Annotated in this window: 21 protein-coding genes; 11 read left to right on the top strand and 10 right to left on the bottom strand. The window is 66.2% G+C overall.

Annotated elements, in window-relative coordinates:
• The first annotated feature begins 138 nt into the window (after window positions 1-138).
• The 9 genes from VNW74_RS19065 (at window position 139) to proB (ending at window position 11,672) form a co-directional block, all read left to right on the top strand.
• A complete protein-coding gene (locus tag VNW74_RS19065) occupies window positions 139-2,787 on the top strand; it encodes a valine--tRNA ligase (protein ID WP_325679610.1) in 2,649 nt (882 codons plus the stop codon).
• Window positions 2,784-4,247: a bifunctional tetrahydrofolate synthase/dihydrofolate synthase gene (folC, locus tag VNW74_RS19060; RefSeq protein WP_325679608.1), complete on the top strand. Its 1,464-nt coding sequence runs from the start codon at window positions 2,784-2,786 to the stop codon at window positions 4,245-4,247. The genes VNW74_RS19065 and folC overlap by 4 nt, the downstream gene beginning before the upstream one ends.
• 62 nt (window positions 4,248-4,309) lie before the next feature.
• The gene (locus tag VNW74_RS19055) at window positions 4,310-4,651 is read left to right on the top strand and encodes a DUF4233 domain-containing protein (RefSeq protein WP_325679606.1); all 342 of its coding nucleotides are present in this window, start codon (window positions 4,310-4,312) and stop codon (window positions 4,649-4,651) included.
• Between the two features lie 45 nt (window positions 4,652-4,696).
• On the top strand, window positions 4,697-5,107 hold the full coding sequence (gene ndk / locus VNW74_RS19050) for a nucleoside-diphosphate kinase (RefSeq protein WP_325679604.1): 411 nt from the start codon (window positions 4,697-4,699) through the stop codon (window positions 5,105-5,107).
• A gap of 294 nt (window positions 5,108-5,401) precedes the next feature.
• Window positions 5,402-8,254: an Rne/Rng family ribonuclease gene (locus VNW74_RS19045; protein WP_325679602.1), complete on the top strand. Its 2,853-nt coding sequence runs from the start codon at window positions 5,402-5,404 to the stop codon at window positions 8,252-8,254.
• A 155-nt stretch (window positions 8,255-8,409) separates the two neighbouring features.
• Window positions 8,410-8,721, top strand: a complete 312-nt coding sequence (gene rplU, locus VNW74_RS19040) for a 50S ribosomal protein L21 (protein ID WP_325679600.1) — start codon at window positions 8,410-8,412, stop codon at window positions 8,719-8,721.
• A gap of 13 nt (window positions 8,722-8,734) precedes the next feature.
• Window positions 8,735-9,001, top strand: coding sequence for a 50S ribosomal protein L27 (gene rpmA, locus VNW74_RS19035; protein ID WP_325679598.1), 267 nt, complete (start codon window positions 8,735-8,737; stop codon window positions 8,999-9,001).
• Window positions 9,002-9,123: 122 nt separating this feature from the next.
• On the top strand, window positions 9,124-10,566 hold the full coding sequence (gene obgE / locus VNW74_RS19030; protein ID WP_325679596.1) for a GTPase ObgE: 1,443 nt from the start codon (window positions 9,124-9,126) through the stop codon (window positions 10,564-10,566).
• A complete protein-coding gene (gene proB, locus VNW74_RS19025) occupies window positions 10,563-11,672 on the top strand; it encodes a glutamate 5-kinase (RefSeq protein ID WP_325679594.1) in 1,110 nt (369 codons plus the stop codon). Before obgE ends, proB begins: the two co-directional genes overlap by 4 nt.
• Here the strand turns inward: proB and VNW74_RS19020 are convergent.
• On the bottom strand, window positions 11,669-12,307 hold the full coding sequence (locus VNW74_RS19020) for a TetR/AcrR family transcriptional regulator (protein ID WP_325679592.1): 639 nt from the start codon (window positions 12,305-12,307) through the stop codon (window positions 11,669-11,671). The genes proB and VNW74_RS19020 overlap by 4 nt on opposite strands.
• A gap of 131 nt (window positions 12,308-12,438) precedes the next feature.
• Here VNW74_RS19020 and VNW74_RS19015 point away from each other — a divergent pair, with 131 nt between their 5' ends.
• Window positions 12,439-13,698 (top strand): cytochrome P450, encoded by a 1,260-nt coding sequence (locus VNW74_RS19015; protein WP_325679590.1) that lies wholly within the window; start codon window positions 12,439-12,441, stop codon window positions 13,696-13,698.
• 11 nt (window positions 13,699-13,709) lie between these two features.
• Here the strand turns inward: VNW74_RS19015 and VNW74_RS19010 are convergent, their stop codons facing one another.
• Entirely contained in the window at window positions 13,710-14,555 is an 846-nt protein-coding gene (locus tag VNW74_RS19010; protein WP_325679588.1) for an NAD-dependent deacetylase, read from the bottom strand.
• A 105-nt stretch (window positions 14,556-14,660) separates the two neighbouring features.
• Here VNW74_RS19010 and VNW74_RS19005 point away from each other — a divergent pair, with 105 nt between their 5' ends.
• A complete protein-coding gene (locus VNW74_RS19005) occupies window positions 14,661-16,703 on the top strand; it encodes an NAD(+) synthase (RefSeq protein WP_325679587.1) in 2,043 nt (680 codons plus the stop codon).
• Window positions 16,704-16,722: 19 nt separating this feature from the next.
• Here the strand turns inward: VNW74_RS19005 and VNW74_RS19000 are convergent, their stop codons facing one another.
• From VNW74_RS19000 to VNW74_RS18965, 8 genes are all read right to left on the bottom strand, one after another.
• The gene (locus VNW74_RS19000; RefSeq protein WP_325679585.1) at window positions 16,723-17,292 is read right to left on the bottom strand and encodes a hypothetical protein; all 570 of its coding nucleotides are present in this window, start codon (window positions 17,290-17,292) and stop codon (window positions 16,723-16,725) included.
• 1 nt (window position 17,293) lies between these two features.
• Window positions 17,294-18,559 carry a molybdopterin-dependent oxidoreductase gene (locus tag VNW74_RS18995; RefSeq protein WP_325679617.1) on the bottom strand — a complete coding sequence of 422 codons (1,266 nt, stop codon included), beginning with the start codon at window positions 18,557-18,559 and terminating at the stop codon, window positions 17,294-17,296.
• A 134-nt stretch (window positions 18,560-18,693) separates the two neighbouring features.
• Window positions 18,694-19,392 carry a methyltransferase domain-containing protein gene (locus VNW74_RS18990; protein WP_325679583.1) on the bottom strand — a complete coding sequence of 233 codons (699 nt, stop codon included), beginning with the start codon at window positions 19,390-19,392 and terminating at the stop codon, window positions 18,694-18,696.
• A 117-nt stretch (window positions 19,393-19,509) separates the two neighbouring features.
• Complete coding sequence (locus VNW74_RS18985) at window positions 19,510-20,847, bottom strand: MmgE/PrpD family protein (RefSeq protein WP_325679581.1); 1,338 nt, start codon at window positions 20,845-20,847, stop codon at window positions 19,510-19,512.
• Window positions 20,844-21,395 (bottom strand): YbhB/YbcL family Raf kinase inhibitor-like protein, encoded by a 552-nt coding sequence (locus tag VNW74_RS18980; RefSeq protein ID WP_325679579.1) that lies wholly within the window; start codon window positions 21,393-21,395, stop codon window positions 20,844-20,846. Before VNW74_RS18980 ends, VNW74_RS18985 begins: the two co-directional genes overlap by 4 nt.
• Window positions 21,392-21,940, bottom strand: a complete 549-nt coding sequence (locus VNW74_RS18975; RefSeq protein ID WP_325679615.1) for a 3-isopropylmalate dehydratase — start codon at window positions 21,938-21,940, stop codon at window positions 21,392-21,394. The genes VNW74_RS18980 and VNW74_RS18975 overlap by 4 nt, the downstream gene beginning before the upstream one ends.
• 8 nt (window positions 21,941-21,948) lie before the next feature.
• Window positions 21,949-23,196, bottom strand: a complete 1,248-nt coding sequence (locus VNW74_RS18970) for an aconitase/3-isopropylmalate dehydratase large subunit family protein (protein ID WP_325679578.1) — start codon at window positions 23,194-23,196, stop codon at window positions 21,949-21,951.
• Window positions 23,193-24,074 carry an isocitrate lyase/PEP mutase family protein gene (locus VNW74_RS18965; RefSeq protein WP_325679576.1) on the bottom strand — a complete coding sequence of 294 codons (882 nt, stop codon included), beginning with the start codon at window positions 24,072-24,074 and terminating at the stop codon, window positions 23,193-23,195. Before VNW74_RS18965 ends, VNW74_RS18970 begins: the two co-directional genes overlap by 4 nt.
• Window positions 24,075-24,083 lie beyond the last annotated feature (9 nt).

The raw sequence follows: 24,083 nt of genomic DNA, 5'->3' as shown, positions 1-24,083 counted from the left end.
TGGGCAGCGTGTTGGGCAATGCGCTGGGCTCGAAGGCGGGCGACATCCTCGGCGGATTGCTCGGCGGCAAAAAGTAACCAACGCCGCCCGACATGGGCGGTGTTCGTTGCAGATCGCGGTGCTTTCTAGAATTGATGGGTGACCGCTAACCCTGAACCCGCCGCCAACGAGCGGGCTGAAGCCCTGCCCAAGGCGTGGGATCCGGGCGCGGCCGAAAGCGCGATCTACCAACGTTGGGTTGACGCGGGCTACTTCACCGCCGACCCGGGCAGCGCCAAGCCCGCGTATTCGATCGTGCTGCCGCCGCCGAACGTGACCGGCAGCCTGCACATGGGTCATGCGCTGGAGCACACCATGATGGATGCGCTGACCCGCCGCAAGCGGATGCAGGGCTATGAGGTGCTCTGGCAGCCGGGCATGGACCACGCGGGTATCGCGACGCAGAGCGTGGTGGAAAAGCAACTCGAGGTGGACGGGAAGACCAAGGAAGACTTCGGCCGCGAGCTGTTCGTCGACAAGGTGTGGGACTGGAAGCATGAGTCCGGCGGCTCCATCGGTGGCCAGATGCGCCGGCTGGGCGACGGGGTGGACTGGAGCCGCGACCGGTTCACCATGGACGAGGGTCTGTCGCGTGCGGTGCGGACGATCTTCAAGCGGCTCTACGACGCCGGTTTGATCTATCAGGCCGAGCGGCTGGTGAACTGGTCGCCGGTATTGGAAACGGCGATCTCGGATCTCGAGGTCCGCTACGAGGACGTCGAAGGCGAGCTGGTGTCGTTCAGGTACGGCTCGCTCGACGACGCCGAGCCGCACATCGTGGTGGCCACCACCCGGGTGGAGACGATGCTCGGCGACACCGCGATCGCGGTTCATCCCGACGACGACCGTTACCGAAAGCTGGTTGGCACCACGTTGCCGCACCCGTTCCTGGACCGGCGGCTCATCGTCGTCGCCGACGACCATGTCGACCCCGAGTTCGGCACCGGCGCAGTCAAAGTCACGCCTGCCCACGACCCGAACGACTTCGAGATCGGGCTGCGACATCAGTTGCCGATGCCGTCGATTATGGACACCAAGGGCCGGATCGTCGACACCGGAACACAGTTCGACGGGATGGACCGCTTCGATGCCCGCACCGCGGTGCGCGAAGCTCTTGCGGCGCAGGGCAGGATCGTCGAAGAGAAACGCCCCTACTTGCATAGCGTCGGACACTCGGAACGCAGCGGCGAGCCAATTGAACCGCGGCTGTCGCTGCAGTGGTGGGTCCGGGTGGAATCCTTGGCGAAGGCTGCCGGCGACGCCGTGCGCAACGGCGACACCGTGATTCACCCCGCGAGCCTGGAGCCGCGCTGGTTCGCCTGGGTTGACGACATGCATGACTGGTGCATCTCGCGCCAGCTGTGGTGGGGTCACCGTATCCCGATCTGGTACGGGCCCGACGGTGAGCAGGTGTGCGTGGGCCCGGACGAGACACCTCCCGACGGTTGGGAACAGGACCCCGACGTCCTGGACACCTGGTTCTCGTCGGCGCTGTGGCCGTTCTCCACTCTGGGCTGGCCGTCGAAGACGCCGGATCTCGAAAAGTTCTATCCGACAAGTGTTCTGGTGACCGGCTACGACATCTTGTTCTTCTGGGTGGCCAGGATGATGATGTTTGGCACCTTCGTCGGCGCTGACGACGCCATCACCCAGGACGGCCGCCGAGGTCCGCAGGTGCCGTTCACTGACGTCTTCCTGCACGGCCTGATCCGTGACGAGTCCGGTCGAAAGATGAGCAAGTCCAAGGGTAACGTCGTCGATCCGCTGGATTGGCTGGACATCTACGGCGCCGACGCCTTGCGGTTCACGCTGGCCCGCGGCGCCAGCCCCGGTGGCGATCTCGCGGTCGGCGAGGATCACGTGCGGGGGTCCCGCAGTTTCGTTACCAAGCTGTTCAACGCGACCCGGTTTGCGTTGCTCAACGGTGCCCGCCTTGCCCCGTTGCCTGATCTCGCCGAATTGACCGACGCCGACAGCTGGATCCTGGGACGGTTGGAAGAAGTCCGCGCCGAGGTTGATTCGACCTTCGACGGATATGAATTCAGCCGGGCCTGCGAGGCCCTCTACCACTTCACCTGGGATGAATTCTGCGACTGGTACGTCGAGCTGGCCAAGACGCAGCTGGCCGATGGACTCTCGCACACCACTGCGGTGCTGGCCGCCGTGCTGGACACCCTGCTGCGGTTGCTGCATCCGGTGATCCCGTTCATCACCGAGGCGCTGTGGCAGGCATTGACCGGTCACGAGTCGCTGGTGATCGCCGACTGGCCGGAGCCGTCTGGCATCGCATTGGATCCGGCTGTCTCACAACGGATCAGCAACACGCAGAAGCTGGTCACCGAGATCCGCCGGTTCCGCAGCGACCAGGGTCTGGCCGCCCGCCAAAAGGTCCCGGCCCAGTTGGCTGGTGGTGGCCAGCTGAGTGCGCAGGTGATGGCCCTGACCTCGCTGACCGCACCGGGTCCCGAGTTCAGTTCATCGGCGTCCCTGGAGGTCCGGCTTGGTGCTGACACCGACGTCGTCGAACTCGACACCTCGAGCACCATCGACGTGGAGGCCGAACGTCGGCGCCTGGAAAAGGATCTGGCCGCCGCACACAAGGAACTGGCTTCGACAACCGCCAAATTGGGCAATGCCGACTTCATGGCCAAGGCGCCGGCCGCCGTCGTCGACAAGCAACGAGAGCGTCAGCGAGTGGCCCGCGAGGAAACTGAGCGGATAACGGCCAGGTTGGCCGGGCTGCAGTGACTTTGGAGCCGTCCGACTCAGGATCCACCGGCGGGGCTCCGACCCCAGATGAGATCGCGGCCTTACTACAGGTCGAGCATTTGCTCGACCAGCGCTGGCCGGAAACCAAGATCGAACCCAGCCTTAGCCGCATCACTGCGTTGATGGATCTACTCGGCTCACCCCAATGCGGCTACCCATCGATTCATATTGCCGGCACCAACGGCAAGACCTCCGTGGCGCGGATGGTCGACGCCCTGCTGACCGCGTTGCAGCGGCGCACCGGTCGGACCACCAGCCCGCATTTGCAGTCGGCGGTGGAGCGGATCGCGATCGACGGGCACCCGATCAGCCCGGCCCGGTATGTGGACACCTACCGGGAGATCGAGCCGTTCGTGCAGATAATCGACCAGCAGTCGCAGAACGGTGTTTTCGGGGAGGCTGGCCCGGCGATGAGCAAGTTCGAGGTCGTCACCGCGATGGCGTTCGCGGCGTTCGCCGACGCGCCGATCGAGGTCGCAGTGGTGGAGGTGGGTCTGGGCGGTCGTTGGGATGCCACCAATGTGGTCAACGCGCCGGTCGCGGTCATCACCCCGATCGGCATCGACCACGTCGAATACCTCGGCGGCGATATCGCCGGTATCGCTGGCGAGAAGGCGGGCATCATCACTCGAGGTTCTGGGCCGACGGGGGCTGAGACCGACACCGTGGCCGTGATCGGTCGGCAGCTACCCGAGGCAATGGAGGTGCTGCTGGCGCAAACCGTGCGCGCCGACGCCGCGGTCGCCCGCGAGGACTCTGAATTCGCGGTGTTGGGCCGTCAGGTCGCCATCGGCGGCCAAGTGCTGCAGCTGCAGGGCCTCGGCGGGGTGTATTCCGATCTGTATCTGCCGCTGCATGGGGAACATCAGGCCCACAACGCCGCGCTGGCGCTGGCCGCGGTCGAGGCGTTTTTCGGGGCCGGTGCGCAGCGTCAACTCGATGTCGATGCCGTTCGGGCCGGATTCGCCGCCGCGAGCAGTCCGGGCCGGTTGGAGCGCATGCGCAGCGCCCCAACGGTATTCATCGATGCTGCGCACAATCCGGCCGGCGCGGCGGCGCTGGCTCAGACGCTGGCTGAGGAGTTCGATTTCCGGTTCCTGGTCGGGGTGGTCAGCGTGCTGGCCGACAAGGACGTCGGCGGCATCCTCGCCGTCCTGGAGCCGGTGCTCGATCGGATCGTGGTCACTCACAACGGATCTCCGCGCGCCCTGGACATCGAGTCGCTGGCGTTGGCCGCCCAGCAGTCGTTCGGACCCGACCGGGTGATCACCGCCGAGAACCTGCCTGCCGCAATCGATACCGCGATCGCGCTGGTTGACGACGCCGTCACAGATGCCGAAGTCGGGAGCGACGCGTTTTCCGGGACCGGCATCGTGATCACCGGCTCAGTGGTCACCGCCGGGGCTGCACGTACGTTGTTCGGTCGTGATCCGGCTTGACGCGCCCGCTCCCGCAACCAGGTGATGGCCCGACGCCGGATCCGTGGAAAAGCTTCCGTGGGGTGACGGCCGGGACGCTGATCCTGGAGGCGATCGTGGTCCTCCTGGCGTTGCCGGTGGTCGGCGTGGTCGGTGGCGGGCTGACGCCGTTCAGACTGGGATACCTGCTCGGTTTGGTAGCGGTCCTGATCGTGCTCGCCGGACTGCAGGGCCGGTCATGGGCCATCTGGGTGAACCTGGCCGTGCAACTGGTACCCCTCGCCGGCTTCCTGGTCTACCCCGGGGTCGGATTCATCGGAATATTGTTTGCCGCGGTCTGGGCGCTGATCATTTATTTCCGGGCCGAGGTTCTGCGCAGGCAGCGACGTGGGCTCCTCCCCGGCCAAGAAGGCCCACCGGACTGATCCGCTGTGGTCGGCGCGAGTCGGCGGTTAGGTACGCTGTCGGCCGTGACCGAGCGGACACTCCTGTTGATCAAGCCCGACGGGGTCGAGCGACGCCTGGTAGGCGAGATTATCGGCCGTGTCGAGCGCAAAGGCCTGACCGTCGCGGCGCTGGAAATGCGCGTTGTCAGCGACGAGCTGGCCCGGGCGCACTACGCCGAGCATGACGGCAAACCGTTTTTCGCGTCCCTGCTGGAGTTCATCACGTCCGGACCGCTGGTTGCGGCGATCGTGGAAGGCCCGCGGGCAGTCCCGGCAGTGCGGCAACTGGCCGGCGCAACAGACCCGGTCGAAAAGGCTGCGCCCGGCACCATCCGGGGCGATTTCGGCCTCGAAACGCAGTTCAACCTCGTGCACGGATCCGATTCGCCGGAGTCGGCCGAGCGTGAGATCACGCTCTGGTTCTCCCAGGCCTGAGCGCGGGTCGCCGGACTTGGTCCGGGTCGCCCCGACGGTATGGGATACTAAGTATCGGGTGAACGTCGCCGGACCGGCTTCCGACGCCCGAATGAAGACTTCGACGAGCGCGACCACCGCCTACCCGCGATGCGGCGCCGAGTGTCCAGCCATCATTCAAACCGGCGCCGAGCGCGTTCGACATGAGCCGCCCGGAGCGAGACCATCACAAGTTCGGGAGAAGTAACCCGGACACATAGCACAGCCCTCGCGTGGCCGCGTCGCAGGACGCGCCCGGGGGCTTGAGGAGAATACGTGATAGACGGTGGCCCATCCTCAGAGCTCCCACAAGACTCGTCGCAGCACGAGGACCTGCCCGATCGGCTAAGGGTCCATTCGCTGGCGAGAGCGCTCGGGACGACCAGCAAACGGGTGCTCGAAGCACTGACCGAACTCGACGGGCGGATCCGTAGCGCGCACTCCACCGTGGACCGCGCCGACGCGGTCAGGGTGCGTGATCTGCTCGGCGGCGCACCGGTTACCCCCGCCCCGGCGGTGGTCGCGCCCGAGGCGGAGGCGGCCGCTGCGGTGGATGAGCCCGAGTCGCGGCTGATGCTGGCGGCCCCAGATACCGCCGCCGACCGTCCCGAGTACATGCCGCTCTTCGTCGCGCCACAGCCGATCGCGACCGACGACGACGTCGAGGACGCCGACGACTCCGCGGATTCCGACGATGACGACCTCGACAGCGACGACGACGAGCAGGGCGAACGTCCCGCCAACCGGCGTCGGCGCCGGGGGCGTCGCGGACGGGGCCGCGGTCGAGGCGAGCAGAACGGAGCCGACAAGGGCGACGAGGCCGGCGGCGACGGCGGCAAACCGGACACGTCGGACGCGGCATCGGCTGGCAACGCCGACGATGACTCCGACGACGACGACTCCGAAAACGGTGAGGACGACAACGGCTCCGGGGAAGGCAACACCAAGCGTCGCCGACGTCGTCGTCGCCGCAAGTCCGGTGCCGGCGATGACGATGACAGCCCGTCACCCGACGACCCACCGAACACCGTGGTGCACGAGCGGGCACCCCGGGCCGGTGACAAAGCCGGTGGAAACTCCAGCAACACCGAGATCCAGGGCATTGACGGATCGACCCGGCTGGAGGCCAAACGGCAGCGCCGCCGCGATGGGCGCGACGCCGGCCGCCGCCGCCCGCCCGTCCTGACCGAAGCCGAATTCTTGGCGCGCCGCGAAGCGGTCGAGCGGGTGATGGTGGTGCGTGACAAGGTCCGCACCGAACCACCGCACCCGGGCGCCCGGTACACCCAGATCGCCGTGCTCGAAGACGGCATCGTCGTCGAACACTTCGTCACCAGCGCGGCTTCGGCCTCCTTGGTGGGCAACATCTACCTCGGCATCGTGCAGAACGTGCTGCCGTCGATGGAGGCCGCCTTCGTCGACATCGGCCGCGGTCGCAACGGAGTGCTCTACGCCGGCGAAGTGAACTGGGAAGCCGCCGGCCTTGGCGGGTCCAACCGCAAAATCGAGCAGGCCCTCAGACCCGGCGACTACGTCGTGGTGCAGGTCAGCAAGGACCCGGTCGGTCACAAGGGCGCTCGACTCACCACCCAGGTGTCGCTGGCCGGTCGCTACCTGGTCTACGTGCCGGGTGCGTCGTCGACCGGCATCAGCCGCAAGCTTCCGGACACCGAACGTCAACGCCTCAAAGAGATCCTGCGTGAGGTTGTGCCGTCGGACGCCGGGGTGATCATCCGCACCGCCTCCGAGGGGGTCAAGGAGCATGACATCCGCGCGGACGTGACCCGGTTGCAGGATCGGTGGACACAGATCGCCGCGCAGGCGCAGGAGACCAAGGAGAAGGCGGCCGGCGCCGCTGTGGCGCTCTACGAAGAGCCCGACATCCTGGTCAAGGTGATCCGCGACTTGTTCAACGAGGACTTCGCTCAGCTGATCGTGTCCGGCGAGGAAGCTTGGACCACCATCAACGAGTACGTGAATTCGGTTGCCCCCGAGCTTGTTTCGAAGCTGAATAAATATGAGTCCGTTGGGCTTTCTGAGGGACAGGCGGGCCCCGACGTCTTTGCGGTGCACCGCATCGACGAGCAACTGGCCAAGGCGATGGACCGCAAGGTCTGGCTGCCCTCGGGTGGAACGTTGGTGATCGATCGAACCGAAGCGATGACGGTGGTCGACGTCAACACCGGCAAGTTCACCGGGTCCGGTGGCAACCTCGAGCAGACCGTGACCAAGAACAACCTCGAAGCGGCCGAGGAGATCGTGCGCCAGCTGCGGCTTCGCGACATTGGCGGCATTGTCGTCATCGACTTCATCGACATGGTGCTCGAGTCCAACCGTGACCTGGTACTGCGTCGGTTGACCGAGGCGCTGGCTCGTGACCGCACCCGTCATCAGGTGTCCGAAGTGACCTCGTTGGGGCTGGTGCAGCTCACTCGCAAGCGGCTGGGGACAGGGCTGATCGAGGCGTTCTCCACGACGTGTCCGCACTGCGGCGGCCGCGGAATAACGCTGCACGCTGATCCCGTCGACTCTGCGCCGGCGACCGGTCGCAAATCCGAGTCGGGCGGCAAGCGGGGCCGGCGTTCCAAGAAGGGCAAGTCCGACGAGCAGGAAGTGGCCAAAGTGCCGGTCCACACTCCCGGCGAACATCCGATGTTCAAGGCAATGGCCGCGGCCAACGGTCGCCATGACGACGAATCCGACGACGCCGAGCGTACCGAGGACGTCGATGAGGCTGTCGGCGCGCACGACCGGGACGACGCGGAAACCGATGGTCAGATCCAGCAGCAGGTCGCACGGGAGGTCGCGGAAGAAGACCTGCAGGATGGCGACTTCGACGACACCGACGAAGACGACACCGATGAAGACGACACCGATGAAGACGACACCGACGAAGACGTCGAGGTCGACCTCGACGACGATGAGGACCTCGACGATGAGGACCTTGAGGACGACGACGAAGACGACGAAGACGACGAAGACGACGATGACGAGGGCGACGAGGCCGACGATCTTGACCTCGACGACGACCTGGACGGCGACGAATCCGCCGTCACCGCGCCGGCCGCGCAACCGCGCCGGCGTCGGGCGGCGGCCCGGCCGGCCGGCCCGCCGATCCATGAGGACTGACCGACCGGTTTGACCCTGTAGCCGCTGGTCACGTACCCTGGTCCAGTTGTCGCCAGGCCCGCTGACCGGGTTTTGGCCGGCACTCCAAGACCCATCGCGCACCCTTTGGTAGCGCGTCGCCCGCAGGACCCGAAGAAGAAGAGGTAGACGTAACCATGGCGACCTACGCAATCGTCAAGACCGGCGGCAAGCAGTACAAAGTCGCGGTCGGAGACGTCGTCAAGGTCGAGAAGCTCGACTCCGAGCCCGGCGCCAAGGTGTCGCTGCCGGTCGCGCTGGTCGTCGATGGTGCCAGCGTCACGTCCGATGCCGCCGCGCTTTCCAAGGTCGCGGTGACCGGTGAGGTGCTCGAGCACACCAAGGGCCCCAAGATTCGTATCCACAAGTTCAAGAACAAGACCGGTTACCACAAGCGCCAGGGCCACCGTCAGCAGCTGACGGTTCTCAAGGTCACCGGCATCAAGTAGCAAGGCGACAGACATGGCACACAAAAAGGGCGCGTCCAGCTCACGCAACGGTCGCGATTCCAACGCTCAGCGTCTCGGCGTCAAGCGGTTCGGCGGTCAGCTCGTCAAGGCCGGCGAGATCATCGTCCGCCAGCGCGGCACGCACTTCCACCCGGGGGTCAACGTCGGCCGCGGCGGCGACGACACGTTGTTCGCCAAGGCGGCCGGCGCCGTCCGGTTCGGGGTCAAGCGGGGACGCAAGACGATCAACATTGTCACGACCCCGACGACCTCTGATTAAGACCGACTGAGCGTCGCGAGCGTGCGGCTGGACTAGCTTCACCCTCGTGATGGATTGCCCGTCTCCTCCTCGGGCCGCTGCACGGCCCGCATCGTCGCCGGGCGGAAAGTAAGAGGAACCCGATGCCTCGGTTTGTCGACCGCGTGGTGATCCACACCCGGGCGGGCTCCGGCGGTAACGGCTGCGCCTCGGTCCACCGCGAGAAATTCAAGCCGCTCGGCGGTCCCGACGGCGGCAATGGTGGCCGCGGCGGCAGCGTAGTGCTGGTCGTCGACCCGCAGGTGCACACCCTGCTGGACTTCCATTTCCGGCCGCATATCGTCGCGGCTTCGGGCAAGCAGGGGATGGGCGGTCACCGCGATGGGGCCGCCGGCGCCGATCTGGAAGTGAACATCCCCGATGGCACCGTCGTGCTTGACGAGGACGGCCGATTGCTCGCCGACCTGGTCGGCGCGGGCACCCGCTTCGAAGCCGCGGCCGGAGGTCGCGGCGGGCTGGGCAACGCCGCGCTGGCCTCGCGGGCCCGCAAGGCGCCGGGTTTTGCACTGCTCGGCGAACAGGGAGAATCCCGCGATCTCACGCTCGAACTCAAGACCGTCGCCGACGTCGGGCTGATCGGGTTCCCGTCGGCCGGAAAATCCTCTCTGGTGTCCACGATCTCGGCGGCCAAGCCGAAGATCGCCGACTATCCCTTCACCACACTCGCTCCCAACCTGGGCGTGGTCTCGGCGGGGGAGCGCACCTTCACCGTCGCCGACGTACCGGGCCTGATCCCGGGTGCGTCGCAGGGCCGCGGTCTGGGCCTGGATTTCCTGCGGCACATCGAGCGGTGTGCGGTGCTGGTACACGTGGTGGATTGTGCGACTGCGGAATTAGGCCGCGACCCGGTGTCCGACATCGACGCGCTGGAAGCCGAGCTGGCGGCGTACACGCCTACGCTGCAAGGAGATTCCGCCCTGGGGGATCTTGTCGAGCGGCCAAGGGCGGTGGTGCTCAACAAGATCGACGTACCGGAGGCCCGCGAGCTGGCCGAGTTCGTTCGTGACGATATCGCCGCGCGTGGCTGGCCGGTGTTCCTGGTATCGACCGTCAGCAGGGAAGGGCTGCAGCCGTTGATCTTTGCGCTCGCCGACATGGTGTCGCAGTATCAGGCCGCACAGCCGGTGCTGGTCCCGCGACGGCCGGTGATCCGCCCGATCCCAATTGACGAGTCGGGTTTCACGGTGGAGTCCGACGGGCAGGGCGGCTTCGTGGTTCGCGGCCAGCGGCCCGAACGCTGGATCGCCCAAACGAATTTCGACAACGACGAGGCGGTCGGCTACCTCGGTGACCGGCTGGCACGTCTCGGCGTCGAGGACGAACTGGTGAAGCTCGGTGCGCGACCGGGATGCGCGGTCACCATCGGTGAGGTCACCTTCGACTGGGAGCCGCAGACGCCCTCCGGTGTGGGCACCGTGATGACGAGGCGGGGCACCGATACCCGCCTGGAGAGCACCGACCGGGTCGGCGCCGACGAACGCAAGGCGGCCCGCCGCCGGCGCCGCGAGCACGGTAAGCCGTCATGACCAGCACCGCAGCGCGCGAGGCCATCCGCACCGCGCGAAGCGTCGTGGTCAAGGTCGGTACCACCGCGTTGACCACGCCGACCGGCATGTTCGACGCCGGCCGCCTGGCCGGGCTCGCCGAGGCCATCGAAGCCCGGATGAAAGCCGGCTCGGACGTCGTCATCGTCTCCTCTGGGGCCATTGCTGCCGGCATCGAGCCGCTCGGGCTGACCAAGCGGCCCACCGACCTGGCCACCAAACAGGCGGCGGCCAGCGTCGGGCAGGTCGCGCTGGTGAACGCGTGGAGCGCCGCATTCTCCCGCTTCCAGCGCAGTGTTGGGCAGGTCTTGCTGACCGCGCACGACATTTCGATGCGGGTCCAGCACACCAACGCCCAGCGCACCCTGGACCGGCTGCGGGCGCTGCATGCGGTGGCGATCGTCAACGAGAACGACACGGTGGCCACCAACGAAATCCGGTTCGGCGACAACGACCGCCTCTCGGCTTTGGTTGCCCACCTGGTCGGCGCCGACGCGCTGGTGTTGCTGAGCGACATCGACGGGCTCTACGACTCCGATCCGCGCAAGGCCCGCGAATCCCGCTTCATTCCGGAGGTGTCCGGGGCAGCCGATCTCGACGGCGTGGTCGCGGGACAAAGCAGCCACCTGGGCACCGGCGGGATGGCGTCGAAGGTGTCCGCAGCGCTGCTGGCCGCCGATGCCGGGGTGCCGGTGCTGCTGGCGGCCGCCGCGGAGGCCGCGACCGCGTTGGTGGACGCCTCGGTGGGCACAGCGTTCGCCGCGCGGCCCAACCGGATGTCGGCGCGTCGATTTTGGGTGCGCTACGCCGCAGAGTCCGCCGGTGCGCTGACCCTGGACGACGGCGCCGTGCGCGCCGTGGTGGGCCAACGCCGCTCACTGTTGCCCGCGGGTATCACTGCGCTGTCCGGCCGTTTTCACGGCGGTGACGTCGTCGACCTCAACGGGCCGGACGCGACCCTGGTGGCGCGCGGCGTGGTTGCCTATGACTCCGCCGAATTGGCCACCATGATCGGCCGGTCTACCTCAGAGCTGCCTGCCGAGCTGCGCCGGCCCGCCGTCCATGCCGACGATCTGGTCGCCGTTTAAGACTTTGTTGTCGGCTTGAGATATAGTGCCGCCCAAACGATTTCGGTCAGTGTAGTAGCAAGATCCGTATCGTATGCGGCCGCTTGGGTGGGCAGATTCTGTTGACAGGTCCGCTCGACCATCCAGGTAAGCGCACTGGCCGTGGTGGCGGCGGGTAGCTCGCGTCGGATTGAGCCGTCGGCCTGGCCGTCTTCGATGACGCGGGTCAACCGGCCGGTGATAGCAGTCAGCAGATTGCGGTAGGTCGCACCGACCAACGAGTCGTAGGCGGCCATCTCGTTGAGCGCCACGAGCACCGGTTGATGTCGCCGGTAGCTGGCGATGATGGCGGCCATCCCGGCGTGCACGTCATCTGGATCGTGTCGCCACGCCACGCTCCACCAACGTTCGGCGCTTTCGGCGAGATCGGCGAACACCTGGCCGGCCAGGCGGCGCAGCAGGTGGCCTTTGTCCTCGAAGTAAATGTAGAAGCTGGCCCGCGACATCCCCGCCTCGGTAGACAGCCGGTCCACGCTGAGTTCGGTGAAGCTGGCACCGTCTCGCATCAACCGCTCGGTGGCATCGAGCAGCCGGCGCTCGATCTGCTCGCGCCTCTCCTGCCGCCTGGCTTGCGGCTTGCGGGTGACCGACGGCATGGCTCCTCCTATCGCACCCCTGGTCAGAGCGTAGCCGAAAGTTCGACATCTTGACTAGACACTATGTCTAGATTTAGGGTCGGTGTCGGTCAGATTTGTGACAGACGTCATAGCCGATGGAGGACCCCACCATGACAGCGACGGCCGCCACCCCCCGGGCCTACGACCCCATCGATCTCTCGTCGCGCGCGTTCTGGTCCACGAGCGCGCAAGAGCGGGAAAGTTCGTTCGCCGTCCTGCGGGCCGAACGCCCGGTGAGCTGGCATCCGCCGGTCGAAGACGCGCTGCTGACCGATCCCGACGACCCCGGGTACTGGGCACTGACCCGGCGCGACGACATCGCGGCGGTCAGCCGCAACAACGAGGTGTTCTTGTCCGGCAAGGGGGTCCTCTTCGAGAACGTTCCCGTTGAGCTGCTGGAAGCGTCCCAGTCCTTCTTGGCGATGGACCCGCCGCGGCACACCTTCCTTCGCAAACTTGTCAGCGCGGCATTCACGCCTCGGCAGGTCAGGCGCATCGAGGATTCGATCAAGGCGAACGCCAAGACCATCGTCGAGGAGCTCAAAGCGGCCGGTAGCGGCGCCGACTTTGTCCAGCAATGCGCCAAGGAACTGCCGATCCGCACGCTGTCGGACATGGTAGGCATTCCGGAGGCGGATCGTGACCGCGTGGAACGCGCCGCCGATGCGACGGTCTCGTGGGCCGACCCGGTCTACCTCAACGGCCGCCCCCCGCTGGAGGTGCTTTTCGAGGCGCAAACAACTGTGCATCAGGTGGCCTTCGCCCTCGCCGCCGAACGTCGCGAGCATCCGGGTGACGACCTGTTCACCAGCCTGGTGACTGCCGAGGTGGACGGTGATCGGCTCGCCGACGCCGACATCGCCGCGTTCTTCGTGCTGCTCGCTGTCGCGGCCAACGACACCACGCGGCAAACCACCAGTCACGCGCTGAAGGCGCTCACCGACTTTCCCGATCAGCGCGCCTGGCTGCTGGAGGATTTCGAAAATCGCATCGGCGGGGCAATCGAGGAGTTCATCCGCTGGGCGAGCCCGGTGATGACCTTCCGCCGCACGGCCGCAACGGATTTCGAAATCGGCGGCCAAGCCATCCGGGCGGGGGAGAAGGTGGTGATGTTCTATCCGTCCGGCAACTGGGACACCGAAGTCTTCGAGCACCCAGAGCGCCTGGATCTGAGCCGAAGTCCCAACCCGCACGTCAGTTTCGGCGGTGGCGGAGTGCACTTCTGCCTGGGCGCGCATGTGGCCAGGGCGCAACTGCGCGCGATCTTCGGCGAGCTCTTGCGTCAGCTGCCGGACATCCAGGCGGGCGAACCCGTATATGTGCCCGGCAACTTCATCCACGGGATCCGCAGCATGCCCTGCACCTTTTGAGGCTTTGGCGCCTAACGAACCGACGCCGCGACGAGCTCCTCGGCCAGCAGCGTCAGCAGCTCCGAGCAGCCGCCGTGGACCTTGAGCGTGGCCAGATCGTCGCCGCGGGTAGGTCCCTGGTTGACGATGGCGACCGGAATGCCCAGCGCCGCGGCGTGGCGCACGAACCGGTAGCCCGAGAACACCGTCAACGACGATCCGGCCACCAGCAGCGCATCAGCCGCTTCGATAAGTGAAAATGCCTGTTTGACAACTGCTTTGGGCACACTCTCGCCGAAATAGACGATATCGGGCTTGAGCATGCCGCCGCACGATGGGCAGTCCAGGTAGCGGAAACACGCGGTGTCGGCCACGACGGCATCGGCGTCCGGAGCAACCGCCAGCCCACCGATTGCCTCCGCACGCTCGACGAATCCCGGGTTGAGCGCATCGAGTTTCTCGCCCAACGCCGCGCGGCTCATCGAATCGCGGCAGCTCAGGCAGATCACCTGCGCATAGGTGCCATGCAGGTTGATCACGTTTTGGCTGCCGGCCTTGGTGTGCAACAGGTCAACGTTCTGAGTCACGACGCCGGTCACCACTCCGGCGCGCTCCAGTGCGGCGACCGCCCGGTGGCCGGCGTTCGGCAGGGTTTTGTCCATGTACCGCCAGCCGACGTGATTGCGCGCCCAGTACCGCTGCCGGAACACCGGATCCGAGGTGAACTGCCGAATCGTCATGGGATTGCTCGGCGGCGAATCAGGGCCTCGGTAATCGGGGATACCGGAGTCGGTGGAAATCCCCGCGCCGGTCAACACCGCGATACGGCGACCGGCCAGCAGTGCGATCAACTCCGGAGATTCTGGGCGGGCCGTCACCCCTTCGAGGGTACGGGCACGTGGAGACCCGACACTGCTCGCCGGACGGACTTGCGATACCCAATGGCCGGATATTGACACCGGCTGGGCGAGAATGGAAGGGCGATGGACTTCTACAACGCCTACAGCCAGGGCTTTGCCCGTGTCGCCGCGTGCACCCACCATGCCGCGATCGGCGACCCGGCGGCCAATGCCGCGTCGGTGCTGCGGCTGGCTCGCCAGTGCCACGACGACGCTGTCGCCCTCGCTGTTTTCCCGGAGTTGACGCTGTCCGGGTACTCCATCGAGGACATTCTTCTGCAAGACGTATTGCTCGACGCCGTCGAGGACGCCGTGCTTGATGTCGTCACGGCTTCCACCGAGCTGCTGCCGGTGCTGGTGGTCGGCGCCCCGCTGCGTTACCGGCACCGGATCTACAACACCGCAGTGGTCATTCATCGCGGTGTGGTGCTGGGGGTGGCGCCCAAGTCGTACCTGCCGACCTATCGCGAATTTTACGAGCGCCGCCAGGTGGCACCCGGCGACGACGAGCGCGGCACTATTCGGATCGCCGGCACCCAAGCGCCGTTCGGTCCGGACCTGTTGTTCGCCGCATCCGACCTGCCCGACTTCGTGCTGCACGTCGAAATCTGTGAGGACATGTTCGTGCCGGTTCCGCCCAGCGCGGAAGCGGCGCTGGCTGGTGCGACCATGCTGGCCAATCTGTCCGGCAGCCCGATCACGATCGGCCGCGCCGAAGATCGAAGCCTGCTTGCCCGGTCCGCTTCGTTGCGCTGTCTGGCCGCCTATGTCTACGCCGCGGCCGGGGAGGGTGAGTCGACGACCGACCTGGCCTGGGACGGCCAGACCATGATCTGGGAGAACGGTGTCCTGCTCGCCCAATCGGAGCGCTTCCCCAAAGGAGAGCGACGGTCGATCGCCGACGTCGACACCGGGTTGCTTCGCGCGGAACGCCTGCGGATGGGAACGTTCGATGACAACCGCCGTCACCACCGGGCCCTGGCGGACTCGTTCCGGCGAATCGAGTTTCGCCTGGATCCACCGTCCGGCGACATCGGACTGCGGCGCAAGGTCGAGCGGTTCCCGTTCGTGCCCGCCGATCCCAACCGGCTGCAGCAAGACTGCTACGAGGCCTACAACATTCAGGTCGCCGGGCTCGAACAGCGACTGCGAGCGTTGAGCTACCCGAAGGTCGTCATCGGGGTTTCCGGCGGGCTGGACTCCACGCACGCGCTGATCGTCGCAGCGCACGCGATGGACCGCGAACACCAGCCGCGCAGCGACATTCTGGCGTTCACCCTGCCCGGCTTCGCAACCGGCGAACACACCAAACGCAACGCGGTCGAGCTTTGCCGAGCACTTGGTGTCACCTTTGCCGAAATCGACATCACCGAAACCGCAAAGCTGATGCTCAAGGAGATCGACCATCCCTTCGCGGATGGCGAAAAGGTTTACGACGTCACCTTCGAGAACGTCCAGGCCGGCCTACGCACCGACTACCTTTTCCGGCTGGCCAACCAGCGCGGCGGTATCGTGCTGGGCACCGGTGACCTGTCGGAGTTGGGGCTGGGCTGGTCGACTTACGGTGTCGGCGACCAGATGTCGCACTACAACGTCAATGCCGGGGTGCCCAAGACGCTGATCCAGCACCTGATCCGTTGGGTCATCTCCTCAGGCCAGTTCGAATCCCGGGTGGACGAGGTGCTGCAGTCGGTGCTTGACACCGAGATCACCCCGGAACTCATTCCCACCGGTGAGGAAGAGGAGCTGCAGAGCAGCGAGGCGAAGGTCGGGCCGTTTGCTCTACAAGACTTTTCCCTGTTCCAGGTGCTGCGCTACGGATTCCGACCGTCGAAGATCGCGTTCTTGGCGTGGCATGCCTGGAGCGATCCGGACCGCGGCAACTGGCCGCCGGGGTTCCCGGAGAACAAGCGACCGTCCTACTCGCTCAAGGAGATTCGGCACTGGCTGCAGATCTTCGTGCAGCGGTTCTACTCGTTCAGCCAGTTCAAGCGCTCCGCGCTGCCCAACGGGCCCAAGGTGTCGCATGGCGGTGCCCTGTCCCCGCGCGGGGATTGGCGTGCGCCGTCGGACATGTCGGCGCAGGCCTGGCTCGACGAGATCGAACGCGACGTTCCCGAGGAGTAGTGCTTGCGACACGAAAGATTCAGGTCTCCGTGTTGGTGTTGTGAGCGTCGGTATCGAGCTGGTTGGCAGTCGATTTCCCGTTGCGTCCTGCGATAGCGAGCCGCGCGGCGTATGCCAGTGCGCTAAAACCGTATAGAGCGGCGACCAGCAACAGCCAGCGCCCGAAGAAGGGTTCTTGGCTCTGCCCGGTGGCCGCGGAGTAAGTGGCTTTTCCCTGTTGGATGATCCCGGGAAAGAACAGCAGCAGCGACAGCCCCGCCGCGAGGGTCGGGACCCTCAAGTAATTCAGCGGCGACACCCGCGGCACCCCATGTGAGGGCCCCGCGCGCCGATTCCTCACCATTGCAAGGGCAGCCATGAGGGAGCGATCGGCCAACGCGTAGAGCGGAAACAGGATCAGGTCGTGACTAATGACCGCAGCGACGAACCACACCGCGATTGACTGCCACCACACCTTCGAGTTCCACAGCGCGTGCGGCCCGAGCACGGTCAGGGCATATCCGGCCAGCGCCCACGCGGCGACGGTGCCCAGGAGATGCAACGGATTACTACCGTAGAAGGCAGCGAAGCGGGCGGTCAGTCTGCGCATATCAACGTTGTCCGAATTCGATGGACCGTACCCATTTGGTGTTGTGCACGCCCGGCAGCGCTGGCACGATGATGCGCGCGGGGTAGCCATGATCGACTGACAGGTCGACGCCGTTGACCCGAAGTGCCAGTAGCGAGTCGGGGTTTCGCACTTGATTAGCCTGCAGGACCGCATGATTGAACGCGCCGCCCCGCTCCAGCGAATACACGGTGGCTCGGGCAGGATTGGGCAGTCCGGCCAGGGCCGCCAGATCGCCGAGACGAACTCCGCTCCACGTCTGGGTGGTCGACCATCCTTCGACGCACGCGATCGGCAGCTCGGCGGTGTGCTGCGGCATCGCTTCCAGGGCGGTCCGGCTCAACAGCGTCTGCCCCGAAGGACCTCGTATGCTAAGCCGCCAATTGGCGCCGATGTCGGCCCGCGTGATTGCGGCGGCCCCAGCGGTCCTGTTGACCTGGAAATCGTTGGGGCCGGTGCCGCGGTTGCGTCCTCGCGGCAATAGGAACGCCGCACGACGGCTGAAACCTCCGAGTGTCTGGCCGGCGGTGAGCACGGCGACGAACAATGCCCCGCCCCCGACCAGCGCGAGCGCGCCGCGTCGACTCATCGTCGGCGGTGCGGGATCGGCGGCGACCAACCCGTCCGCGTCCGGTGGTTCGGGGCGGGTGTCGGCGCGTGAGGTGCGCAATACGGTGCGAAGCGACTGGGAGCGCAGGCCGGTAATCATCCTGGGCAATTTGATCAGCACGTGGATGACGAAACCCGCGATGAATATCCACGCGCCCCAGTAGTGGGCTGTGTAGAAGCTGAACCCGAAAATGTAGTCGTACTGGATGTTGAGCACCCCGGTGATGAGCTCAAAAAGGATCCCGCCCACCAGCATCAGCAATGACAATCGCTCCAGAAGCTGCGCGATCGACCGCAGCGGCGGCCATGCGAACAGCCGTGGAATGACCGACCACAGTTTGGCCAGCACCACCGGGATGATGATCAGACCCAATCCGACGTGCACACCCTGAGTCAGTCGGTAAAGCCACGACGGCCGGGTCGGCCAATCGAACGTGGGCAGTTTGAGCCACCCGACATCGCGAGGGATGGCCTGCCCGAATTGCGGGCCGTACGCGACGTAGGACAGCAGCCCGGTCAAGATTAGAACCGGCAGACCGACAAGCAGCACCGAGCCGAACACCGACGTCAGCCATGGCCCCCGCAGCGGGCTCCGCCACCGCTGCAGCAGGCCGATCCCGAGCGGTCGGTGGCGCTCCAACGCGCGCCAGGCACGTACCGGAAATCCGTAGACCACCTCGCTAGTGTCGTCCTCGACAGCGGTGCCGCACGAATCCTGATGGTTAAGCGCTTGAGCGCCTTTTCGCCGGAGGTGCACGAGCGTGTGTCTGTCGGCTACCGGTCGGCGCCGGAACCGGTGACGGTTGTCAGCACCGCAATCACCCGGGCGTGAATATCGACGACCTGAGTGACGAGGAACCCGGCGGCGCGCGCAATGTCGCCGAGTGAGCCGGCTCCCACGCGCGACCACGGAAACCAATGCCCTAGATATTTTTCGGTTTCCCAGCGCAGTAGTTCGTGACATAGCGCAGTTGCTGCGGCCTCGATCTCGACGATGACAATGCCGCCATGCGCGAGGAGTTCCGCGGCCCGCTTCAAGGTCCGGACCGGGTTCCCGCCGATACCGATGTTGCCGTCGGTGAGCAGAATCTGTTCCCAGTTGCCCTCGGCGGGCAACGGAGCGAATAGGTCGCGGCGGATCGCGGTCCCGCCGCGTCCGCGTGTCATCTCTACCGCGACGGTCGAACTGTCGACCCCGAGTGCGGGAAATCCACGCTGCCGCAGCGAGGCGGTGAATCGTCCAGGACCGCACCCCAGATCCAGAGTCGGGTGCGAAGTGCAGTGGCCGAGTACGTGCTCGTCGGCGAGCCGATCCTGTGGTGTGGTCTGCGGTCCCCCCAGCCAGCGGGCCATCGGCAATTCACGGCAGTGCCCGTGGTGATTGCGGGCCCAGCACGAACCACCCGCCGCCGCTGACCGATAGATCAGGTCAATAGACCGGGCGGTACGCGCCCGGCAGGTGTCACTGGTCATCGTCACTCCTGGAACCACACGGCGCGCACGTCCATCTAGCCACCCGTCCACATCATCGGTGCGTTTAAGTGGTATTCGGTGCTGAGCGCTCTAGGGATTGGCTAACCGCTTCTGGGCTCAGGCCACGCCGGCCCGCGCCAGTTCGGCGATGCGAAACACATCAAGTCGAGCGACTGGCGCTTCGGCGGCCGTGATCAATGCCTCGGTACGGTCGGCGCCGATGTGCGGTGCGGTGACTGCCCGGAACTTGTCCTCAACTCGGGAGTGCAGCCTGGTGAGGTCATACTCAGGCGTTGTGAGATCGCACGCCGTGGTGCGCCGAGCGCCGTCGCGCAGCAGTACCTCAACGCGAGTCGGTGCTCCGGAGATGCCGTCGTCGGTGACGGTCACCTTTTCGCGTAGCGCGATGACGGCCGGGTCGCTGGCCGCCGCGTCGTCGATGACCATCGTCGACCGGCCGAGCGCCGCCATCGCGGCCAGGTGCGCGACGCTGAACTTGACCTCGAGCCCGGTGGTCGGCCTGGGCAGTGCGCAGGTAGCGAATTCCAGTTCGCCCAGATGCACATGGATTTCCGCGATCTCGTCGGCGTTCAGGTCATGCTGCGTGCGTAGCTCACGGATGCCGGCCAGCGTTGAATGGGTCATATAGCAGGACGCGTCGAATTTAAACAGGTTGCTCAAGATGTACCAGCCCATCGGCGGTTCGGCCAGCGCTGCGGCAGAGTCGCACTCTCCGCTCGCGGTGGCGGCGAATCCTTTAGCGCATTCGATCGCTGATTCGTTTGCAGTGAAGTCGTTTCGGGCCAGTAGCGCAGCCAGCAGCCCGTTTTCGCACGCCTTGCCCGCGTGGAACGACTTGGACATCGTGCCCACCATGCAGCCCAGCCCGGCGGCCTGGGTGGCGGCCAGCGCGAGCGCCATTGCGGTGCGTTCTGCGTCGAGCGACAGCAATTTCGCACAGGTCGCGGCGGCACCCAGCGTGCCGATCGTCCCGGTGTGGTGAAAGCCCCGCAGATACGACAGCGGACCCACGGCGGCGGCAACCCGGCAAGCGGTCTCGTAGCCGGCGACAAAGGCGCACAGGAACTCTGGCCCGTTGCTTTGCAGCGATTCGGCCAGCGCCAACACCGCTGCGAGTATTGCCACCGAGGGGTGACCGATGAGCGTCGCGTTCACATCGTCGAAGTCGAGGACATGCGATGAGGTGCCGTTCACCAGCGCGGCCTGCAGCGGGCTCACCCGGATCCCGTGACCGATCACGCTCGCGCCCTTCGCGACGGCGTCCGGCGCGAGCGTCCGCAGCAGTGTCCGCGGGGCCGGTTCGCGGCTGCCGACGATGGTGACGCCGAGCCAGTCCAGCACACACAACCGGGCTATGGCGACAACGTTGTCGGGCAATCGATCGAAACTCAGCCCCGCCGAACGCTCGGCCAAATCCGCCGTCAACCCGGTCACGGGCGCTCGTACGTCCCGGTCAGCACGCCGCGGGCGAGCACGTGCCCGGCCATCTGGTTCAGCAGTGCCTTGGCGGTGGAGACATGATCCGGAATCGGCTCGTCGAGCGCCAGCACGTGGAACCGGTAGCGGTGCGGCCCGTGTCCCGGAATCGGCCGCGGGCCCGCGTATCCCCGGTGCCCCAAACTGCCTGGAATGAAACGCATTCCCGCGGTACCCGGCCGCAACGCGCCCGTGTCGACGTCCTGCATGCGGGGCTCGATCACGGCGATGGTGTGCAGCAGCGGGCGTGGCAGCGGAACGTCGACGTCGTCGATGATCAGCACCAGCTGTCGGACTTCTGGCGGCGGCGCGGTCCAGCGCAGCTGCGGCGAGACATTGTCGCCGACCCCCTTCCCGCCGCTCGACAGCGGCAGCGTGCCGCCGTCGCTGAAGGCGGTGCTGGTGACCGTGATGTCGTAGGGCGCCGTGAAACCCGAACCGGTAAGCGGGCTTCGATCCTCGCCAGCGCGGACATTGCGCAGCAGTCTGCCGACGGCGCCCGTCATGCCCCGCTTCCCTCACCGCGGATCGCCACCGTGCTGGACCGCAGCACGTCACCCAATTCGGCAGGCAGATAACCCTGCGCGGCCAACCGGGGCAATACGCCTCCGCTGGCGATGATCTCGAGAATGAGGTCGGGCAGCTTGGGTACCGACCCCGACGCCCCGGTTGTGTCGTTGCGCCATTCGCCGGTGTCGAGATCGAAGGTGCCCGTGTCGCCCTCGTGAAACACGGTGGTGGCGTCGGGAATCGTCATCGCGGGGAGCCCGGCGTTGACGGCATTGCGGAAGAACAGTGAATTGAATTCCTCGGCGATAAGTCCGGCGACGCCGAGCTCGGTGAACAGCGCCGCGACCGGTCGCGACGACCCCAACCCGAAGTTCTTGCCCGCAACCACGATGTCGCCGGCGGAAACCTGGTCGGTCCACCCGGGGCGTACCTCGTAGAAGATGTGCTTGGCTGCCTCCGGGGGATCCATCTTCATGGCGAAGGCCGGGTACATGGCGTCGGTGTTCAGGTCGTCGCCGAACACCCAGACCTTGCCGGTGATGGTGAGCGTCATGAGGTCGTACTCCTCGCTTCGGTGATGTAGCCGGTGATCGCTGACGCGGCAACGGTTGCCGGTGAGGCCATGAAGATCTGCGCCTCGGGGCTGCCCATGCGGCCGGTGAAGTTCCGGGTGCTCGACGTCAGGCAGACTTCGCCGGGTCCTACCACGCCCATGTGGTAGCCGAAGCACGCGCCGCAGGTGGAGTTGGTGATCACCGCGCCTGCGTCGGCGAGGTCCTGCAGGTAGCCGCGCCGCATCGCCTCGCGATAGACGGCTTGTGACGCCGGAGTCACGAGCAGCCGAACGCCGGCCGCAACAGTCTTGCCGCGCAACACGCCCGCGGCGATCTCAAGATCCTCGAGTTGGCCGTTGGCGCACGAGCCGATGAAAGCCTGATCGATCTTCTGCCTGCCCAACTGCGAGACCGGCAGACCGTTGCGGCTCACGGTGCCGGGCCGGGCCACGTAGGGTTCCAGAGCGGCCAGGTCCACATGCCGCACCTCGCGGTAGGTCGCATCGGGATCCGGTGCGGCAGTCTCATATCCGGTGACGCCGCGCTCCTGCAGGAACGACGTCAGCATCTCGTCGGGCTCGAACGTGCTGAAATCGGCCGATACCTCGGCGCCCTGGGTGGCGATGGTGCGACGGTCGTGCATCGGGATGCTGGCCAGCCCGGGGCCGCCGAACTCCAGGTTCAGGTTCGCGGCGTCGCCGTACTCGTTGGCGATGTGCAAAAAGATGTCCTTGCCGCTCACCGTGTCGGGCTTGACGCCCTCGAGCTGGTAGCGGATCGTCGGCGCGACCTGAAACCAGGTGCGGCCGGTGCACATGATCGAATACACCTCGGCGGGGCCCAAGCCGCGGGCGGCGGTGTTGTAAGCGCCGGCCGCGCAGGTGTGGGAGTCGGTGCAGGCCAATATTTCTCCGGGACGGGCCAGTCCGTTCTCGGCGATGACTTGGTGGCAAATGCCGTGTCTGCCGACGTCATAGAAGCGCTCGATGCCGAACTCGGCAGCGAACTTGCGGGCACGCGGGCCGCCGGCAGCGTCTTTGATGGTCGGTGCGGGTACCGCGTGGTCCATGACGATCGCCAGCTTGTCCGGGTCGTGAATTCGCAGCGGCTCGATCCACATCGTCGCGAACTGCAGGTCGATCAGCACCGTCATGTCGACGTCGACGACGACGGTCTCGCCCACGGACACGTTTTTCACGCCGGCCTTGCGGGCGAAGATCTTCTCGATGACGGTCATGCTCATGGGTGCTCCTCCATGCGTGCGTATTTGGCGTCCAGGGCAAGCCACTCCGCCATCCCGACCAGGTTGAAGAACTCGGCGGGCCCGGTGGGTAGGTAGTCGGCGACGTTGCCACCGTTGAGCTCACACAGGCCCTCCAGCATGCCGAGAACCGCGCGAGCGAGCGGATTGCTGGGATGAATGGCGATGGCGTAACCCAGCTCTTGCAATCGTGTCGCCGACTCCAGCGGTGTCATTCCGCCGAGCACCAGATTGATCAGCAACGGAGCCTCGACATCGCGGGCGATGCGTTCGATCTCCTCGACGCTCTGCGGGGCCTCGACGAAGATGACGTCCGCGCCCGCCTGAGCGTACCGATTCGCCCGCTCGATCGCGGCCTCCAATCCGAGCGGGGCACGCGCGTCGGTCCGTGCGACGACGAGCAGGTGGTCGTCACTGCGGGTGTCGAGCGCGGCGGCCAAAGTTTGTTCGAACTCGGCAGCGTCGATCACGTGCTTGTCGGCCAGGTGTCCGCAGCGTTTCGGGAATGCCTGGTCCTCCAATTGGATTGCGGCGACGCCTGCCTGCTCGTAGAGGCGGACGGTGCGCACGACATTCATCGGCGCGCCGTAGCCGGTGTCAGCGTCGGCGATCAGCGGAACGTCGCCGAGCACGCCGGCCATCATCCGGGCGCGTTCTGCCATCTCGGTGGCGGTGACCAGCCCGATATCCGGCAGGCCGAACCCTGAGGCTGCCACGCCGGCGCCGGTCATATATGCGGCCGGCTGGCCGGTGCGCCGGGCCAGATGTGCTGTTACCCCGTCGAAAACACCTGGAGCGACGATAAGTTCGCCGGCATCGAGCATGTCGCGCAATTTCTGACGGGCCGGTGTCGTGGCCATCTGTTGTCC

The organism is Mycobacterium sp., assembly GCF_035570115.1.
Classification (GTDB): Bacteria; Actinomycetota; Actinomycetes; order Mycobacteriales; family Mycobacteriaceae; genus Mycobacterium.
Note: the sequence above shows the minus strand (reverse complement) of the source record. Positions and strands in the feature narration are given on the sequence as shown.

Excerpts from the sequence above, each read along its gene's own strand:
- VNW74_RS19015 (WP_325679590.1), top strand. The coding sequence starts at position 12,439 with ATGACAGCGACGGCCGCCACCCCCCGGGCCTACGACCCCATCGATCTC.
- VNW74_RS18970 (WP_325679578.1), bottom strand. The coding sequence starts at position 23,196 with ATGAGCATGACCGTCATCGAGAAGATCTTCGCCCGCAAGGCCGGCGTG.
- VNW74_RS18980 (WP_325679579.1), bottom strand. The coding sequence starts at position 21,395 with ATGACGGGCGCCGTCGGCAGACTGCTGCGCAATGTCCGCGCTGGCGAG.
- VNW74_RS19005 (WP_325679587.1), top strand. The coding sequence starts at position 14,661 with ATGGACTTCTACAACGCCTACAGCCAGGGCTTTGCCCGTGTCGCCGCG.
- obgE (WP_325679596.1), top strand. The coding sequence starts at position 9,124 with ATGCCTCGGTTTGTCGACCGCGTGGTGATCCACACCCGGGCGGGCTCC.
- rplU (WP_325679600.1), top strand. The coding sequence starts at position 8,410 with ATGGCGACCTACGCAATCGTCAAGACCGGCGGCAAGCAGTACAAAGTC.
- VNW74_RS19000 (WP_325679585.1), bottom strand. The coding sequence starts at position 17,292 with ATGCGCAGACTGACCGCCCGCTTCGCTGCCTTCTACGGTAGTAATCCG.
- VNW74_RS19020 (WP_325679592.1), bottom strand. The coding sequence starts at position 12,307 with ATGCCGTCGGTCACCCGCAAGCCGCAAGCCAGGCGGCAGGAGAGGCGC.
- proB (WP_325679594.1), top strand. The coding sequence starts at position 10,563 with ATGACCAGCACCGCAGCGCGCGAGGCCATCCGCACCGCGCGAAGCGTC.
- VNW74_RS18990 (WP_325679583.1), bottom strand. The coding sequence starts at position 19,392 with ATGACCAGTGACACCTGCCGGGCGCGTACCGCCCGGTCTATTGACCTG.
- rpmA (WP_325679598.1), top strand. The coding sequence starts at position 8,735 with ATGGCACACAAAAAGGGCGCGTCCAGCTCACGCAACGGTCGCGATTCC.
- VNW74_RS18965 (WP_325679576.1), bottom strand. The coding sequence starts at position 24,074 with ATGGCCACGACACCGGCCCGTCAGAAATTGCGCGACATGCTCGATGCC.